Below are 16,040 nucleotides of genomic sequence, written 5' to 3' on the forward strand. Positions count from 1 at the left end.
TGGTGCGATCCCCGCCTGCTAGACAACCCGGCGGCGGCTTCGGTTGCCCTCCGCGAGGCATCGCGACGAAACAGTGACAAACGCCACCGGACGGCCCGCCGCCGGGGTTCCCGTCAGTCCGTGCCGCCCCGCTCGAGCAGGGCCTGCCGGAACCCGGTGTCGATCGCGGTCAGACCGCCGTCGACGGTCAGGGTGGTCCCCGTGATCCAGGACGCGTCGCGCGAGGCGAGGAAGGCGACGGCCGCCGCGATGTCGCCGGGCTCCCCCACGCGCCCCAGCGGATACAGCCCCCGCAATGCCGCCAGCTCGTCGTCCCGGCCCTCCCAGGCCGTGGTGCGCACGGTGCCCGGCGCCACCAGGTTGACGCGGACCCCCCGCGCGGCGGCGTGTCCGGCGAGGGTGCGGGTCAGGGAGGCCAGGCCCGCCTTGGCGGCGCTGTAGGCGTGGTTGCCGAAGTCCCGGGCGCCGTTGACCGAGCCGATGCTCACGACGGCGCCGCGCCCGGAGGCGGCCAGGTGGGGCAGCGCGGCGCGGCAGCAGCGGTAGGCGCCGGTGAGGGTGATGTCGAGGTCGCGCGCCCACACCTCGTCCGGCTCGTCCTCGAAGAGCGGGGCGTCGGGCGTGCAGGCGTAGGCGTTGTTGACCAGCACGTCGAGGGAGCCGAAGGCGTCCACGGCCCGGGCGACCGCCGCCTCGACGGACGCCCGGTCCGCGACGTCGCAGGGGAACGCCTCGGCGCTGAGCTTCCGCTCGCGCAGTGCCGCCGCGGTCCGCTCCGCCTCGGCCCGGTCCACGTCGGTCACCAGTACCCCGGCCCCCTCCTCGGCGAGCCGCGCGGCGGTGGCGGCGCCGATGCCGCGTGCGGCGCCGGTGACGAGAACGCCGTGTCCCTCGAAGCGCATGGTGTCGGTCATGGCGCCGACGGTAGTGCGTGGGCGCCCGGCGGTCAGCGGTAACCGGTCACATCCGCCGGCCTGTCCGCGTCCTGGACCTCGACGAGGTAGCGCCAGGCGTCGGGGCGGCTGCCGTCGAGGTCGGTGAAACCGTACTCCCGTGCGAGTCCGCCGCTGGACAGGGAGTGGCCGTTGAAGCGTGCCACGCCCGGGTCGGCGGCCAGCGCGGCCACGGCGCGCCCAACGTAGCGCGGGGTCTCGGAGATGGCGAAGTGGGGGACGCGGTCGAGGGCTTCGCGCCAGTTCTCCTCCCGTACGCCGAAGTGGTCGAGCATGATCTCCGAGCGCAGCCAGCCCGGCGTCAGCGCGACGGCGGTGGCGCCGCGCGGCCCGAGTTCGTGGCCGAGGGCAAAGGCCATGCGCAGCACCGAGGACTTGGCGAGGTCGTAGAAGAAGGAGACCCGGTAGTGGTCGCGGTTGTAGTCGGCGGTGCCGTCGGTGACCTCGACGACGAGTCCGCCGGGGCTGCGCAGCAGCAGGGGCAGGGCGTGGTGGCTGGTGATCGCGTGGGTCTCCACGGCGAGCCGCAGGAGCCTCAGGCCCTTGTCGAGGTCGTGCTCCCAGACGGGGCTGTCCCACTCGAAGAGGTTCTCCCCGCCCCAGATGTCGTTGACCAGGACGTCGAGGCGGGCCTGTTCGCGGGCGATGCGGTCGACCAGCGCGGCGACCTCCGCCGGTACGAGGTGGTCGGTGGGGACGGCGATGCCGTGACCGCCGGCCTCGGTGACCAGGTCGGCGGTGTCCTCGACGGTCTCCGGGCGGTCGTACTCGGAGCGCCGGGCACGGGTGGTGCGGCCGGTGACGTAGACCGTGGCGCCGGCCGCGCCGAGTTCCACGGCGATGCCGCGTCCGGCGCCGCGGGTCGCTCCGGCGACCAGTGCGACCCTGCCCTCGAGTGACTTTGCCATGTCCGGCTCCCGTTTCCTCTCGCCACGAACTGTCGTGATCGAGACTGCCCGGGAAGCCGGACATCTTCTGTCACCTTTTCCGCGTGTCTCCCAGCTTGGCGCCGAGTGCCGCGAGGTCCGGTGTCAGTGGCCGCGTGCGATCCACTCCTGGAGGTGCGGGGCCTCGTCGCCGATCGTGGTCGAGTCGCCGTGGCCCGTGCGGACCTCCGTCCCGGGCGGCAGCGCGAGGAGCCGGTCGCGGATCGAGTCGATGATCGTCGGGAAGTGGGAGTAGGAGCGGCCGGTGGCGCCGGGACCGCCCCGGAAGAGCGTGTCGCCGGTGAAGACGACGCCGAGGACCGGCTCGTACAGGCAGACGGCGCCGGGGGCGTGCCCGGGGGTGTGCAGGACCGTCAGGTCGGCTCCGGCGGCCTCGATGACCTGACCGTCGGTCAGCCAGGCGTCCGGCTCCCGGTCGGGGTGGGTCTGCTGCCACAGCGGCATGTCGTCGCGGTGCAGCCAGATGGTCGCACCGGTGCGCTCGGCGAGGGCCGGGGCGGCGTTCACGTGGTCGTTGTGGGCGTGGGTGCACACGATGGCGGTCAGGCGCCGGTCCCCGACGGCCTCGGCGATGGCGTCGGCGTCGTGGGCGGCGTCGATGACGACGACCTCGTGGTCGTCGCCGACCAGCCAGACGTTGTTGTCGACGTCCCAGGTGCCGCCGTCGAGGCTGAACGTGCCGGAGGTGACGAGGCGTTCGATGCGGGCGGTCATCACAGCACCACCACGGAACGCAGCACGTCACCGGCGTGCATCCGCTCGAAGGCCTTCTCGACCTCGTCGAGCCGGATGGTCTCGGTGACGAACGCGCCGAGGTCCAGACGGCCCTGGAGGTGGAGGTCGATGAGCATCGGGAAGTCGCGGGAGGGCAGGCAGTCGCCGTACCAGGACGACTTCAGCGAGCCGCCGCGCCCGAAGACGTCGAGCAGCGGCAGTTCCAGCTTCATCTCGGGGGTCGGCACGCCGACGAGGACGACGGTGCCGGCGAGGTCGCGGGCGTAGAAGGCCTGCCGGTAGGTCTCCGGGCGGCCGACCGCCTCGATGACGACGTCGGCGCCGAAGCCGCCGGTCAGCTCGCGGATCGCCTCGACGGGGTCGCCCTCGCGGGAGTTGACGGTGTGGGTGGCGCCCATGCTCCGGGCGGTCTCCAGCTTGCGGTCGTCGATGTCGACGGCGATGATCTTCGACGCGCCGGCCAGGTGCGAGCCGGCGATCGCCGCGTCGCCGACGCCGCCGCAGCCGATGACGGCGACGGTGTCGCCGCGGCCGACGTTGCCGGTGTTGATGGCGGCGCCGATGCCCGCCATGACGCCGCAGCCCAGCAGTCCGGCCACCTCGGCGGAGACGGCCGGGTCGACCTTGGTGCACTGTCCGGCGGCGACCAGCGTCTTCTCGGCGAAGGCGCCGATGCCGAGTGCCGGGGAGAGTTCCTGGCCGGTCGAGGCCAGGGTCATCTTCTGCTCCGCGTTGTGGGTGTCGAAGCAGTACCAGGGGCGCCCGCGCAGACAGGCCCGGCACTTGCCGCACACCGCACGCCAGTTGAGGATGACGAAGTCGCCGGGAGCCACGTCCGTGACCCCGGCGCCGACCGACTCCACCACGCCCGCGGCCTCGTGGCCGAGCAGGAAGGGGAAGTCGTCGCTGATGCCGCCCTGCTTGTAGTGCAGGTCGGTGTGGCACACGCCGCAGGCCTGGATCTTGACCACGGCCTCGCCGGGTCCCGGGTCGGGCACCACGATCGTCTCGATCCGTACCGGCTCGTCCTTGCCCGGTGCGATCACGCCGCGTACTTCCTGCGCCATGGCTCTGACTCCTTCTTCGGCCACTCGTCGTTCTCCCCAGACCCTACGCGCAACCGATCGGCAAGATCCCGTGACGGGGCGGTCCGGCCGGGTTCGCGGCCGGACGGAGGCGGTGAAACCGCGAGCCGCGCCGCGCGGTGCCGACGTAGCCTGGGGCGTCCGCCGTCTGCCGTCTGCCGAAGGAGAGCCGTTGAGCATCGCCGAGACGGAGCCCGGCCCGCCCGCCTGGCGCCTGCTCCTGGGGTACGTGCGGCCGCACCGGTGGGCCCTCCTCGGGGGCGCCCTGCTCTCCCTGCTCACCGGCGTGACGGGGCTGCTGCTGCCGCTCGTGGCCCGGGGCCTGATCGACGACCTGTCGCACGACCGGGCCATCACCGGCGCGCTGCTGGCCATGTCCGGCCTGGTGGTCGCCAACGCGGTGGTGGGCGCCCTAGGTTCGTACGTGCTGCGGCGCACCGCCGAGTCGGTGGTCCTCGGCGCGCGGCGGTCGCTTGCGTCGTACCTCCTGCGGCTGCGCATCCCGGCCGTGGACCGCACCGAACCGGGCGACCTGATGGCGCGCGTCACCTCGGACACGACGCTGCTGCGGACGGTCACCTCCGACTCGCTGGTCGGCCTGGGCACGGGCGGGCTCACGCTCGTGGCGACGGTCGTGATGATGGGACTGGTCGATCCCGTGCTGCTCGGTGTCACCCTGGCGGTGATCGCGGGCGCGGGGGCGGTGATCGGGCTGATCGCGCCGCGGATCAACCGGGCGAGCAAGGAGGCCCAGAAGGCGGTCGGCGTGATGGGGGCCGCGCTGGAACGGGTGCTGGGCGCCCTGCGCACGGTGAAGGCGTCGGGTGCCGAGCACCGGGAGGAGCGGGTGCTGCACGAGGCTGCCGAGGAGTCCTGGCGGCAGAGCGTGCGGGCCGCCAAGTGGTCGGCGGCGGCCGGCAACACGGCGGGGCTGGCCATCCAGATCGCGTTCATCACGGTGCTCGCGGTGGGTGGTGCGCGGGTGGCGACCGGGGCCGTCGACGTGGGCACGCTGGTGGCGTTCCTGCTGTACGTGTTCTTCCTGATATCGCCCCTCCAGGAGGTGATCGGCGCGGTCGCGCAGTACCAGACGGGCGCGGCGGCCCTGGTCCGCATCCAGGAGGCGCTGAGCCTGCCCGCCGAGCCGCCGGTGCGGTCCGCCCCGCTGCCCTCGCCCGCCGAACGCCCCGCCGCCCTCGCCTTCCGCGACGTCCGCTTCCGGTACGCCGACGACCTGCCGTACGTCCACCACGGGGTGACGTTCACCGTGCCCGCGCGGGGGATGACGGCGTTCGTCGGTCCGTCCGGCGCGGGCAAGACGACGGTCTTCTCCCTCGTCGAGCGGTTCTACGACCCCGAGTCGGGTGAGATCACGCTGGACGGCCGCGGCCTCGCGGAGTGGGAACTGCCCTCGCTGCGCGCCGCGATCGGATACGTGGAGCAGGACGCGCCGGTGCTGTCCGGCTCGCTGCGCGAGAACCTGCTGCTGGGCAACCCGGAGGCGGACGACGGGACGCTCGCCGCCTTGGTGAAGACGACCCGCCTCGACGACCTGGTGGCCAGGCTGCCGGGCGGCCTCGACACGCTGGTGGGGCACCGGGGCACCAAGCTGTCCGGCGGGGAGCGCCAGCGTGTCGCCATCGCCCGGGCCCTGCTGCGCCGCCCCCGGCTGCTGCTGCTCGACGAGGCCACCTCTCAGCTGGACGCGGTCAACGAGGCCGCGTTGCGGGACACGGTGGCCGACGTGGCGCGGACGACGACGGTGCTGGTCGTCGCCCACCGGCTGTCCACGGTGACGGCGGCCGACCGGATCGTCGTGATGGACGCGGGCCGGGTCCGCGCGGTCGGCACGCACCGGGAGCTGGTGACCGCCGACCCGCTGTACGCGGAGCTGGCGGCGACGCAGTTCCTGGCGACCGGCGGCTGAGCCCGCGCACAGGTGAGGGCCGCCCGGTGCGGGCGGCCCTTCGTGGATCGGCCGCGGGGGTCAGCTCGGGGCGAGTGCGCCGATCACCGGGGACAGCAGACCGACGGTCTGCCGCATCTGGTCACGGGTGTCGGGCCGGTGCAGCTGGACGGTGGGTGTAGTCCGGGCGTCCTTGCCCCCGTCGGACAGGCCGTCGACGGCGAGCGACTGGAGGGTCGGGCCGAGCGCTCCGGCTCCCGCCGAACCCGGGCCGGCGGCACTCGCCGTCGGCGCGACGAGGGCGGTGAGGGCCGCGGCGAGACCGACGGCGGCGGCGATGCGTCGTGTTGGGATCATGCCTTCGGCAACGCGGACGGACCGGTGGCGGACACGGCCGGGCGACCGTCCTCACCCGTCGGGAGCATCGGTGCCGGGATGCGCCGGCAGCGCTTGCCGGAGCCGTCCCGGCGGAGGAGGCTCGAAGGAGAGGCCCTCAGCGGCCCGCTCCCGGTCGGGCCGCGACCTTCGAAGGAGGTCGTCATGGGCACCAGCACAAGCCCCGGCTTCGACACCGAAGCGCTGCGCCGGGGCATCGAGGAAGAGACGGCGGCGGCCCTTCTGTCGCTCTACGCGGACGACGCGGAGATCCACATCGTGGACCGGTACGCCCAGCCCAGCAGTCCCAAGGTCCTGCACGGCCGTGACGAGATCGCCGAGATGCTCGACGACGTCTACAGCCGCGACATGACGCACCGGCTCGAGAACTGCGTCGTCCAGGGCGACCAGGCCGCCTACACGGAGTCCTGCGCCTATCCCGACGGCGTCCGCGTCCTGGCGGAGTCGATGATGTCGCTGCGGGACGGGAAGATCGTCCGGCAGACCATGATCCAGGCCTGGGACGAGTAGCCGGCCCGGGACCCGCCTCCCGCTCAGGTCCCCCGGTCGCCGGGGGGCCAGTGGGGCGGCCGGAGTATGGACAGGAGCTGGCGGACCAGTTCGTCGACGACCTCGTCCAGCGTCGCGTCCACCCGGCCGGCGCTGAAATCGTGGAGGAGTCCGTTGACGCTGCCGATGAACGCCGTGGCGGCGATCCGGTAGTCGCGGGTCGCCGCCTCGCCGCGTGCGGCGGCCGATTCCGCCTCGTCGCGGATGAGGTCGATCCAGCGGGCGCGGCGGGCGAGCCGCTGTTCCTCCAGGCGCGGGCTCACGCCGATGATCTCGACGAAGGTGATGCGGATGCGGCGCGGGTCGGCGGTGACGTTCGAGGCGTAGGCGCGGAAGAGGGCGGTGGCGCGTTCGGCGAGCGGCAGGCCGGACGCCTGGGCCGCCGCGGCCCGGACGGCTTCCTCCGCCCAGGCGTTGACCTGGAGGTGGAGCGCGGCGAGGACGTCCTCCAGGGTGCGGAACTCCTCGTAGAACTGGCGGGTGGACAGGCCGGCGGCCTCGCAGAGGGCCGCGACGGTGGTGGCGCGGTAGCCGGGGGTGTCGCCGAACAGCCGGAGCGCGGCGTCCAGGAAGCGGTGGCGCCGTTCGGTCTTGCGCTGCGCGGCGGACTTGCCGCCGTAGCGGCCCGTGGGCCCGCTGAACCTGCCCGTCACCCGCGTGCCCCTTCCCGCCCGGTTCCGCCGCCCTCCCGCACCGGGCTCAATTTTGTCGTGTACGCGGTCTTGTGGAGCGGGGCATCCCTTCCTTACTTTTCAGTAAGTTCACTCTGAAAGCGGCTCTGTTCAGATTCCGCGCCGTCGCGCGCTCCCCCCGCCCCGCCCCACCTTCAGAGGAGAGAGCAGCATGCCTGTTCCCCGACCCAGGCACCTTTGCTCCGTGGCCGCCGCCCTCGCGCTCACCTTCGCCGCTCCCGCGACCGCGACCGCCGGCACGGCGTCCCCGGACGCCCCCGCCGCGCTGCGCGAGGTGATGTTCGTCGGCAACAACTGGGACGGCACCGCCGACGTCATCGCGTCCACCGGCGACTTCGCGCGGATCGGCCGGATCGGCGTCGTCCCGGACAAGGCGCAGCGGATGGCCGAGATCAACGCCGATCCGATCCGCTGGATCTACTTCCAGGCCATCCGCAACGGCGTGGGCGAGGGACACGACCAGTTCGTGGACGACATGTACTCGACGCCGGACGGGAGGTCGGTCGTGGTCTCCCGGCCGAGCTTCGCGGACGTGGTGTCCATCGACCTCGCCACCGGGAGCCTCAACTGGCGCTTCCCCGTGTCGGGTTACCGTGCCGACCACATGGCGGTCTCGCCGGACGGCACCCGCGTCGCGGTGTCGGCCTCCACGTCCAACACCGTGCACGTGCTGGACATCGGCACGGGCCGGCAGGTGGGGTCCTTCGGCACGGGGGACAAGCCGCACGAGAACATCTTCACCCGGGACGGCAAGTACATCTGGAACATGTCCATCGGCGACGTCAACACCGCGCTCGACGCCCCCTGGCTGGACTGGACGAAGGGCAACCGGCGCATCACCGTCGTGGACGCGACGACGTTCCGGCAGGTCAAGGTGATCGACATGCGCGAGCGCCTCGACGCGATCGGTCTCGGAGACTACTCCGACGCCGTGCGGCCGGCCGTGTTCTCGCCCGACGAGTCCACCCTGTACTTCCAGGTCTCCTTCTTCAACGGCTTCTTCGAGTACGACCTGGCCACCGACCGGATCACGCGGACCAAGACCCTGCCGAAGAACCCCGCCACGAGCGAGGACCGCACCACCTGGGTCAACGACTCGCGGCACCACGGCCTGTCGATGAGTCCGGACGGCGCCAGGATCTGCGTAGCGGGCACCATGGACGACTACGCGACCGTCGTCGACCGTACGACGCTGAAGGAGGGCCCGCTGGTCGGCGCCGCCAAGCCGTACTGGGCCACGGTCAGCGGCGACGGCACCCACTGCGTGATCTCCGAGAGCGGTGCCGACCAGGTCACCGCCATCGACTTCGCGACCGGCGAGAAGTCGGTCTCCGTCCCGGTCGGCGACCACCCGCAGCGGGTCAGGCTGGGCCATGTCACGGCCGGCTGGACCGGGCCGTCGGCCGGCTGACCGGCGCGCGGGCCCGCTGGGGAAAAAGTCCTCCGGCCCGCGTGTGTGAGCCGCGCGCAGAGGGGTAGTCGCCCGGCATCGAACGAGGCATGCATGACCTCCGCGGTACTTGTGACGGAAGGAGGTCCGTGACAGCGCACACTCGTAGCGCCCGGGCCGCTTCCCCCCGACACGGAGCGACCCGGCACGTAGAGGGCAGCGTCCTTCGGGCGCTGCCCTTCCCCAGTTCTCCGACGCGGCCGAGCGCCGCCCGCGACGCGGGTCAGCGGCGCGGCAGGCGGTGCAGTCCGACGTCCTCCAGACGACCGCCGGTGGCCGTGGCGGTCATGTAGGTGCAGTACGGCTGGCGGCGCCGGTCGGTCGGCGATCCGGGGTTGAGCAGCCGCAGACCGGTGCCGGCGGTGGTGTCCCAGGGGATGTGGCTGTGCCCGAAGACCAGCACGTCGAGGTCGGGGAAGCGGGCGGCGCAGCGTGCCTCCCGGCCCTGGGCGGCGCCGGTCTCGTGGACGACGCCGAAGCGCAGACCACCGAGGTCCGCGCGGGCCACCTCGGGCAGCCGGGCCCGCAGCCCGGGTCCGTCGTTGTTGCCGTACACCGCGACGAGCCGCCGGCTGCGCGCCTCCAGCAGGTCGAGCGTGTCCGTGTCCACCCAGTCCCCCGCGTGCAGGACGACGTCGGCCCGCAGGATCTCCGCCAGCAGGGGCGCGGGCAGCTCCCTGGCCCGCTTCGGCAGGTGGGTGTCGGACATGAGCAGCAGACGCACGGATCCAGCCTAGCGGCACGGCGGCCCGAATGATCAGGTAAAACTGTTCAGGCAGAACTGGACAGTCCTACCTGTCGAATCTACGGTGGAGACATGGAAGCCGACGCCGAGGGGCCCGCCGCGGGCATCTCCGACTCCGCCGCCCGTGCCGCGCGCGAGCTGCACGTGGTCTTCAGCCGGCTGCGGCGGCGCATCCGGGAGGTCGCCCGGGACGAGGACCTCACGCCCTCCCAGGTGTCGGCGCTCACGCTGGTGGGCAAGCACGGTGCGGCCACCGCCAGCGCGCTGGCGTCCGCCGAGGGCGTCCGGCCGCAGTCGATGGCGGCCACGCTGGCCGCCCTCGACCAGCAGGGACTGATCCGCCGCAGCCCCGACCCGGAGGACGGCCGACGCCAGCTCGTCACCCTCACCGAGGCCGGCCGCGCCCGCACCGAGGACAACCGGCAGGTCCGCGAGGAGTGGCTGGCCCGGGCCTTCCAGGACCGGTGCACCGCCGCGGAACGGGACACGGTCCTCGACGCACTCGCCCTGCTGGAGCGGCTGACCCGGCCGTGACCCCGGGCCCCGTCCGGCGGACCGTCGCACCCGCGTACGCCGGGGCGCGTCCACCCGAGCAACCCGCACCACCCGAACCGTCCGAAAGGCCCTCCCCCATGGCAGTCACCGCCCTCGACCCCCGCACCGCCCTCGTCGTGGTCGACCTCCAGGCCGGCATCGTCGCCGCGCCGACCCGCCCCCACACCGGTTCCGACGTCGTGGCCCACAGCGCCGAGTTGGCGACCGCCTTCCGCGCGCGGGACCTGCCCGTGGTGCTGGTCCGGGTCTCCTTCGCCGCGGACGGGGCGGACGCCGTGCCCGGCCGGACCGACGTCGGCGGCGCCGGCGGGCCCCGGCCCGAGGGCTGGGACGTCGTGGTCGACGAACTGGCCGGTCACCCCGGTGACATCAGGGTCACCAAGCGCAACTGGGGGGCGTTCCACGGCACCGGACTCGACGTCGCGCTGCGCCGCAGGGGCGTCACCCAGATCGTGCTGACCGGCATCGCCACCAGTATCGGCGTGGAGTCCACCGCCCGGGCCGCGCACGAGCACGGTTACCACGTCACGCTCGCCACCGACGCCATGAGCGACATGGACGCGGACGCCCACCGCAACAGTGTCGAGCGCATCTTCCCGCGGCTGGGCGAGACCGGCACCACGGCCGAGATCCTGGAGCTGCTGGCCAAGACCCACTGCTGAGACACCAGCGGCGTGCCGCCTCCGCGGGGGCGGCAGACGGACGGGCCCGGACCCGGGCCGCGCCGGCACGACGGCCGGCGCATCGACGATCTTCGGTCCCGGGGTGTGGTCAGTCCTCACCCCTGACGATGTTCGACTCCTGGCCCGCCTGCGGTGCGCGCGGGACGTCGCCGTCCTCGACGGCCGGCACCCAGGTGCGCATGGCGCCACCCTCGCCGCGCAGGCGGCGGGCCGTCGACCAGCCCGTCTCCAGGCGGCGGACGACGGGTTTCTCACTGGTGTCCGCGATCACGGGGCATCATCTTCCTTCTGTGTGCGGTGCGGATCTCCTTCGGGTCCCCGGACATGTGCCGGCAAAACGGGCACTTGTTCCTTCCCGGACCGGCCCTGCCCACCGGCCGGCCCCGGGGTGCGGGATCAGCGGCCCAGCGCGATCTCGCTCCAGACCTGCTTGCCGCCGCTGACCGGCAGCGTCCCCCACGTCGCCGACACCGCCTCGACCAGCAGGATGCCGCGCCCGCCGGTGGCCTCCCAGCCGATGCTGGTCGGCTTCACGGGCGTACGCGGCGACGCGTCCGCGACCGCGACGCGCAGCCGGCCCCCCACCAGCACGAGGTCGAGGCGGACCGCGCCGTCGGTGTGCACCAGGGCGTTGGTGACCAACTCGGAGACGACCAGGAGCACGGCGTCGATGTCGGCCGCCGGCACTCCCCACGAGCGCAGGGTGCGGCCGGTGAAGCGGCGGGCGTGCCGCACGGCCTCGGGCAGCCGCCACACCGTCCACGTCTCGCGCCGCGGGAGCGTCTCCATGCCGTCGTAGCGCACCAGCAGCAGGGCGACGTCGTCGCTGCGGGGGGCGTTGCCGAGCAGGGCGTCGGCGAGGAGACCGAGGTGGGCGGGGTCGGACACGGACAGCGCGTGCGCGAAGCGGTCCATGCCCTCGTCGATGTCGGCGTCGGCGGACTCCACGAGCCCGTCCGTGGTGAGGGCGATCAGGGTGCCGGGCCGCAGCCGGAGCGGGCTCATCGGGAAGTCGGCCTGCGCCACCACACCGAGCGGCGGGCCGCCCTCGGCCTCCGCGATCTCCGTGGTGCCGTCGGGGTGGCGCAGCACCGGTGGCAGGTGTCCCGCGCGGACGCACCAGGCGGAGCCCTCCTCCATGTCCAGGTCGACGTAGGCGCAGGTGGCGAAGAGGTCGGTGCCCATGTCGGTCAGCAGCCGGTTGGCCCGGGAGACGACCACGTCGGGCGGGTGGCCCTCGACGGCGTAGGCGCGCAGGGCGGTGCGCATCTGGCCCATGAGGGTGGCCGCGCCGGCGCTGTGGCCCTGGACGTCGCCGATGACCAGGGCGACATGGTGGTCGGGCAGCGGGATGACGTCGTACCAGTCGCCGCCGAGCTCCAGGCCGGCCGTGCTGGGCAGGTAGCGGGCGACGGCGACCGCGCCGGGCAGTTCCGGCAGGCGGCGCGGGAGCAGCTGGCGCTGGAGCATGCCGACGAGTTCGTGCTCGGCGTCGAAGGCGTGGGCGCGCATCAGCGCCTGTCCGGCCAGGCCGGCGGAGGCGGTGAGCAGCGCGCGCTCGTCGGGGCCGAAGTCGTGCGGGGAGTCCCAGCCGATCAGGCAGACGCCGGCCGTACGGCCCGCGGCCGGCAGCGGCAGGACGGCCAGGCCGCCGGGGCCGACGTCGGCGAGCGCGGGTTCCAGCGCGGTGCCGGCGGGCCAGATCCGGGCGCGGCCCTCGCGCAGCGCCGAGGCGAGGGTGGGCATGGCGCGGACGGGCGCGTCGGGCCACTCGGTGCGCCACTCCAGCCGCCACAACTCGGGCCACGACTCCGGTTCGGGCGGGTCGAGGACGGTGACCACGAGCCGGTCGTTCTCCAGCTCGGCCAGGGCGATCCGGTCGGCGCGCAGGGGCCTGCGCAGGGCGGCGACCACGGCCTGGCTGACGTCCCGGACGGTGCCGGCCGTGGCCAGCGCGGCGGCCAGGCGCTGCACGCGGGCGACGTCGGTCACGTCGGGGCGCAGGGTGGAGGCGTCGGCGACGGTGCCGACGAGGCGGGCCGGCCGTCCGTCGCCGCCCGGCAGCAGACGCCCCCGCAGCCGCAGCCACTTCGGCGGGCCGGTGGGCCGCAGCACCCGGAACTCCAGCTCCCGGTCCCCGATGGTCATGTGGCCGGCCTCCACCACCGACATCAGGGAGGGCAGGTCCTCGGGCACGGTCAGGCCGAGCAGCGTCTCGACCCTGCCGTCGAAGTCGCCCGGGGCGAGGGCGAACAGCCGCAGGATGTCGTCGCCGACCTCGACCCGGCCGGTGTCCATGGCCAGGGAGAACGCGTCCGGCCGCAGTTGCCGGCTCTCGGCGGCGACGGGCGGGGCGGGGCCGACGACGGCCTCGGCGACCAGGCGCAGACAGGCCCGGTCCTCGGGGCCGAAGCCGCCCGGGCATTCGGTCAGGGCGAGCAGACAGCCGCCGTCCCCGGGCACGGGCAGGGCGGCGAGGGAGAAGCCGCTGGACGGCACGTGCCGCGACTCGGCGGACCCGGCGAACTCCGCGGGGCCGAGCCACACCGCGGTACCGGCCCGGTGGGCGTCGGCGACCGGGGAGCCGCCGTCCGCGGGATAGCTGTCGCGCACGCCGTACAGCGTCCTCGGCACACCGACCGACTCGGCGAGGCAGAGCAGTTCGCGGTCCTCGCCGGGCGTGTACACGGCGGCGAAGGCGGCCCCGCCGAACACGAGCGCCTGTTCGAGGACGCGGCGCAGTCGCCCACCCCGGTCCGGGACGGACGCGACGGCCTTCAGGGCACCCTCGGCACGCAGCGTTCTCGTCCCGCGTTCCGCAGCGCCCTCTCCGACCACGTCGCCATTACAGCGCGTATGGGACGGCCGCGCAGCCCCTGCGAACGGGGAACCCGCGATCCTGCCGGGACAAAGGGACGCGCCCCGCGGGGGCGCCGCGTGGACCGGGGGTGTCGGGGATGCGCGGGGATGCCGCGCCGGTCGGGGCGTCCCCGAGCGGGGCGTGCGCCGGTCCGGCCCTCCCCCCGGAGGGCCGGACCGGGTCCGTGGGTCCGCGCGGGGCGGCGGGGCGGGGTGGCGGAGGTCAGCAGCCCCGCCGGACCCCGTGCCGTCACGAGCGTCAGCGGCCCCGGGCCGTGACCGGCCCGGCGTCAGCGGTCCTCATGGCGCGCGCCGGCGTCGGCGACCCCCGTTCCGTCACCGGCCTGGTCCCCGGCACCGGAGTCCTCACCGCCGGCCTGCTCGCCCGTGCCGGCTCCCGCACCGCCCGCCTCGTCGCCGCCGGCGGCTCCCGCACCGCCCACCGCGTCGCCGCCGCCGGCGTCCGCTCCCCCCGCCGCGCCGGTGTCGCCGAGTGAGGCGCCGACCGCCTCCAGGGCCGTGGTGACCGGCTGGAAGAAGGTCTCGCCGCCCACCGTGCAGTCGCCGCTGCCGCCGGACGTGAGGCCGATCGCCAGGCCGTCCCGCGTGAAGAGGGAGCCTCCGCTGTCCCCGGGTTCGGCGCACACGTCGGTCTGGATGAGGCCGGTGACGGTGCCCTCGGGGTAGTTCACGGTCGCGTCCAGGCCGAGGACCTGCCCGTCGGCCAGTCCGGTGGTGCTGCCCATCCGGAAGACCTGCTGTCCGACCGTCGCCTCCGCAGCGCCCGTGATGGCGACGGTCCGGTTCCCGACGTTCACCTCGCTCGGCGCCTCGGTCGCGGGGTCGTCGTACGTGACGAGGGCGAAGTCGCCCCGGCCGGGGAACAGCGCCTGGTCGACGGTGGCGATCGGCTGCCCGCCCTGCGCGTCGGACCACTGTGCGGCGGCGACCCCGCAGTGACCGGCCGTCAGGAAGGCGGGCGAGCCGTCCCCCGCGGTGACGTTGAAGCCGAGCGAGCAGCGCGCGCCGCCGCCGAAGACGGCGTCCCCGCCGGACACGTAGGTCGTGAACGTGCCGCCGGACTTCCTGAGGGTGGCCGTGTCCGGGCCGAGGCTCTCGACGGTGGACTCCAGCCGGTCCCACGCGGCGCCGGTGACGGTGCGGTCCGCGGTGACGAGGATCCTGTTGGTCCGGGGGTCGACGGCCCACGAGGTGCCGGGGATGGTCGCCTCGGTCTTCAGCGTCCGCGCGCCGGCGCTCAGTTCGGCCATGCTGTTGTCCACCTCGCGGACGGCCGCGCCCGCCTTCTCGGCCCGCGCGGCGGCGTCGTCGTCACCGCCGGCCACGACGTTGACGACGAGCTGCCGCTTGCCGGCGTCGTAGTAGGAGCCGGCGAAGGCGTCGCCGAGCAGCCCGGGGAGCCGTGCGGCGAGGTCCGAGGCGTCCGCCGCCCTGAGTGTCCGCGGCGCCGCGGCGGTGGAGCCGGAACCATCACCGCCCTGCGAGGCGTTGGCGTGCGGCAGCAGGAGGGCGGCCGCGCCGAGCGCCACCACTGAACCTGCCGCCATCGCGGCCCTGCGCTTCGGGATTCGCTTGTGACTCAACCTTCTCGACCTCCTGGGACGGGGTCCGTGCCGCCGGTGGGCAGCTGTCGGGGGGCGCCTGGACGGCTGTTGGTACGCGCGGGCCGCACGGGCCGTTCAATCCCGCCGGTTCGCCACATTCCGTTTCCGCCCGGTGACGCTGCGTCGAAATCACGGAGCGGAATCCCGGCTTCAGGGAATCTGCACATCGATTGCCCAACCCGGTCACCCCGACCGGCCGTTCTCCACAAGCCACGGACCCCGCGCACGCCATTGGGACCGGAGTGCCGGATTCGCGGCGGCACGGGCAAGGGGCCGGAGGGCCCGACGCCCCGCCCGGTGTGAAGAAGTCGCCGCGAAGACGTGCGCGGCCCTGCACGTATCGGCGCCCCGGCGTCGCAAGTGTCCAGGTCGGAGGGGTGATTGATTGGAAGGGCCGACCGGCCGCGTGCTTTGATCCATCGCACCGCGGGGGCCGCGGAGGGCTCCGGATCCAGGGCGCCCCGGTCGCCGCGGTCGCGGCCGTCATCTGTCCCCAGAGGGGGCCGCTCCCCCCTTGTGAATTGGCTATACGAAGGGAAGTTCCATCATGAACTCCACCCCCCGTTTCGAGACCGTCGAGATCTCCGACGCCGAGCTCGACAACGTCTCCGGCGGTCTGAACGTGAACGCCGTCGGCACCGTCACCGGCCTGGTGGACGGCATCGCCCCGGTCTCGGGTCTGCTCAACACGGCCGTCGGCACCGTCGAGGGTGTCACCGGCCTGAACACGGCCCCGGTCACCAACCTGGTCGCCGGTCTCTGATCGCGCCCTTGTGCCGCTGAGTCCCGGAGCCGTAACCCGGCTCCGGGACTTTTCGGCGGTTCCCCGACGGTTTCTTCGCGCTCTCCTGGGATACGTC

16 protein-coding genes are annotated in these 16,040 nt (G+C 73.8%); 6 read left to right on the top strand and 10 right to left on the bottom strand.

The genetic code is table 11. The features are described from left to right. Positions 1 to 113 precede the first annotated feature (113 nt). The 4 genes from ACFWJB_RS06540 to ACFWJB_RS06555 form a co-directional block, all read right to left on the bottom strand. Complete coding sequence (locus ACFWJB_RS06540; protein ID WP_386920620.1) at positions 114 to 914, bottom strand: SDR family NAD(P)-dependent oxidoreductase; 801 nt, start codon at positions 912 to 914, stop codon at positions 114 to 116. Positions 915 to 946: 32 nt separating this feature from the next. After that, positions 947 to 1,861 (bottom strand): SDR family oxidoreductase, encoded by a 915-nt coding sequence (locus ACFWJB_RS06545; RefSeq protein ID WP_386920622.1) that lies wholly within the window; start codon positions 1,859 to 1,861, stop codon positions 947 to 949. A gap of 123 nt (positions 1,862 to 1,984) precedes the next feature. After that, positions 1,985 to 2,614 carry an MBL fold metallo-hydrolase gene (locus tag ACFWJB_RS06550; RefSeq protein WP_386920624.1) on the bottom strand — a complete coding sequence of 210 codons (630 nt, stop codon included), beginning with the start codon at positions 2,612 to 2,614 and terminating at the stop codon, positions 1,985 to 1,987. Then, positions 2,614 to 3,702: an S-(hydroxymethyl)mycothiol dehydrogenase gene (locus ACFWJB_RS06555; protein WP_385466679.1), complete on the bottom strand. Its 1,089-nt coding sequence runs from the start codon at positions 3,700 to 3,702 to the stop codon at positions 2,614 to 2,616. Before ACFWJB_RS06555 ends, ACFWJB_RS06550 begins: the two co-directional genes overlap by 1 nt. Before the next feature lie 190 nt (positions 3,703 to 3,892). Here ACFWJB_RS06555 and ACFWJB_RS06560 point away from each other — a divergent pair, with 190 nt between their 5' ends. Continuing rightward, positions 3,893 to 5,647 (top strand): ABC transporter ATP-binding protein, encoded by a 1,755-nt coding sequence (locus tag ACFWJB_RS06560; RefSeq protein WP_386920626.1) that lies wholly within the window; start codon positions 3,893 to 3,895, stop codon positions 5,645 to 5,647. A 60-nt stretch (positions 5,648 to 5,707) separates the two neighbouring features. Here the strand turns inward: ACFWJB_RS06560 and ACFWJB_RS06565 are convergent, their stop codons facing one another. Next, positions 5,708 to 5,983: a hypothetical protein gene (locus ACFWJB_RS06565; protein ID WP_386920628.1), complete on the bottom strand. Its 276-nt coding sequence runs from the start codon at positions 5,981 to 5,983 to the stop codon at positions 5,708 to 5,710. Between the two features lie 183 nt (positions 5,984 to 6,166). Here ACFWJB_RS06565 and ACFWJB_RS06570 point away from each other — a divergent pair, with 183 nt between their 5' ends. Continuing rightward, the gene (locus ACFWJB_RS06570; protein WP_385466670.1) at positions 6,167 to 6,532 is read left to right on the top strand and encodes a nuclear transport factor 2 family protein; all 366 of its coding nucleotides are present in this window, start codon (positions 6,167 to 6,169) and stop codon (positions 6,530 to 6,532) included. A 23-nt stretch (positions 6,533 to 6,555) separates the two neighbouring features. On the opposite strand, the gene ACFWJB_RS06575 is transcribed toward ACFWJB_RS06570, so the two are convergent. Further along, entirely contained in the window at positions 6,556 to 7,224 is a 669-nt protein-coding gene (locus tag ACFWJB_RS06575) for a TetR/AcrR family transcriptional regulator (RefSeq protein WP_386920630.1), read from the bottom strand. Positions 7,225 to 7,414: 190 nt separating this feature from the next. Between ACFWJB_RS06575 and ACFWJB_RS06580 the strand changes: the two genes are divergently transcribed. Beyond that, a complete protein-coding gene (locus ACFWJB_RS06580; protein WP_386920632.1) occupies positions 7,415 to 8,674 on the top strand; it encodes a YncE family protein in 1,260 nt (419 codons plus the stop codon). Positions 8,675 to 8,936: 262 nt separating this feature from the next. Here ACFWJB_RS06580 and ACFWJB_RS06585 read toward each other — a convergent pair whose 3' ends face one another. Further along, entirely contained in the window at positions 8,937 to 9,437 is a 501-nt protein-coding gene (locus tag ACFWJB_RS06585) for a metallophosphoesterase family protein (RefSeq protein ID WP_386920634.1), read from the bottom strand. Between the two features lie 93 nt (positions 9,438 to 9,530). Here ACFWJB_RS06585 and ACFWJB_RS06590 point away from each other — a divergent pair, with 93 nt between their 5' ends. Further along, positions 9,531 to 9,992, top strand: a complete 462-nt coding sequence (locus ACFWJB_RS06590) for a MarR family winged helix-turn-helix transcriptional regulator (protein WP_386920636.1) — start codon at positions 9,531 to 9,533, stop codon at positions 9,990 to 9,992. Positions 9,993 to 10,090: 98 nt separating this feature from the next. Then, a complete protein-coding gene (locus tag ACFWJB_RS06595; protein ID WP_386920638.1) occupies positions 10,091 to 10,675 on the top strand; it encodes a hydrolase in 585 nt (194 codons plus the stop codon). A 109-nt stretch (positions 10,676 to 10,784) separates the two neighbouring features. Here the strand turns inward: ACFWJB_RS06595 and ACFWJB_RS06600 are convergent, their stop codons facing one another. The 3 genes from ACFWJB_RS06600 to ACFWJB_RS06610 form a co-directional block, all read right to left on the bottom strand. After that, positions 10,785 to 10,967 carry a hypothetical protein gene (locus ACFWJB_RS06600; protein WP_385466653.1) on the bottom strand — a complete coding sequence of 61 codons (183 nt, stop codon included), beginning with the start codon at positions 10,965 to 10,967 and terminating at the stop codon, positions 10,785 to 10,787. Positions 10,968 to 11,092: 125 nt separating this feature from the next. After that, positions 11,093 to 13,534 carry a SpoIIE family protein phosphatase gene (locus tag ACFWJB_RS06605; RefSeq protein WP_386920640.1) on the bottom strand — a complete coding sequence of 814 codons (2,442 nt, stop codon included), beginning with the start codon at positions 13,532 to 13,534 and terminating at the stop codon, positions 11,093 to 11,095. A gap of 311 nt (positions 13,535 to 13,845) precedes the next feature. Further along, entirely contained in the window at positions 13,846 to 15,159 is a 1,314-nt protein-coding gene (locus ACFWJB_RS06610) for a S1 family peptidase (protein ID WP_386920642.1), read from the bottom strand. Positions 15,160 to 15,727: 568 nt separating this feature from the next. On the opposite strand from ACFWJB_RS06610, the gene ACFWJB_RS06615 reads away from it, so the two are divergent. Beyond that, complete coding sequence (locus tag ACFWJB_RS06615; protein ID WP_385459400.1) at positions 15,728 to 15,943, top strand: type A2 lantipeptide; 216 nt, start codon at positions 15,728 to 15,730, stop codon at positions 15,941 to 15,943. Positions 15,944 to 16,040 lie beyond the last annotated feature (97 nt).

Origin of the sequence: Streptomyces sp. NPDC127100, assembly GCF_042724095.1 — a bacterium.
Classification (GTDB): domain Bacteria; phylum Actinomycetota; class Actinomycetes; order Streptomycetales; family Streptomycetaceae; genus Streptomyces.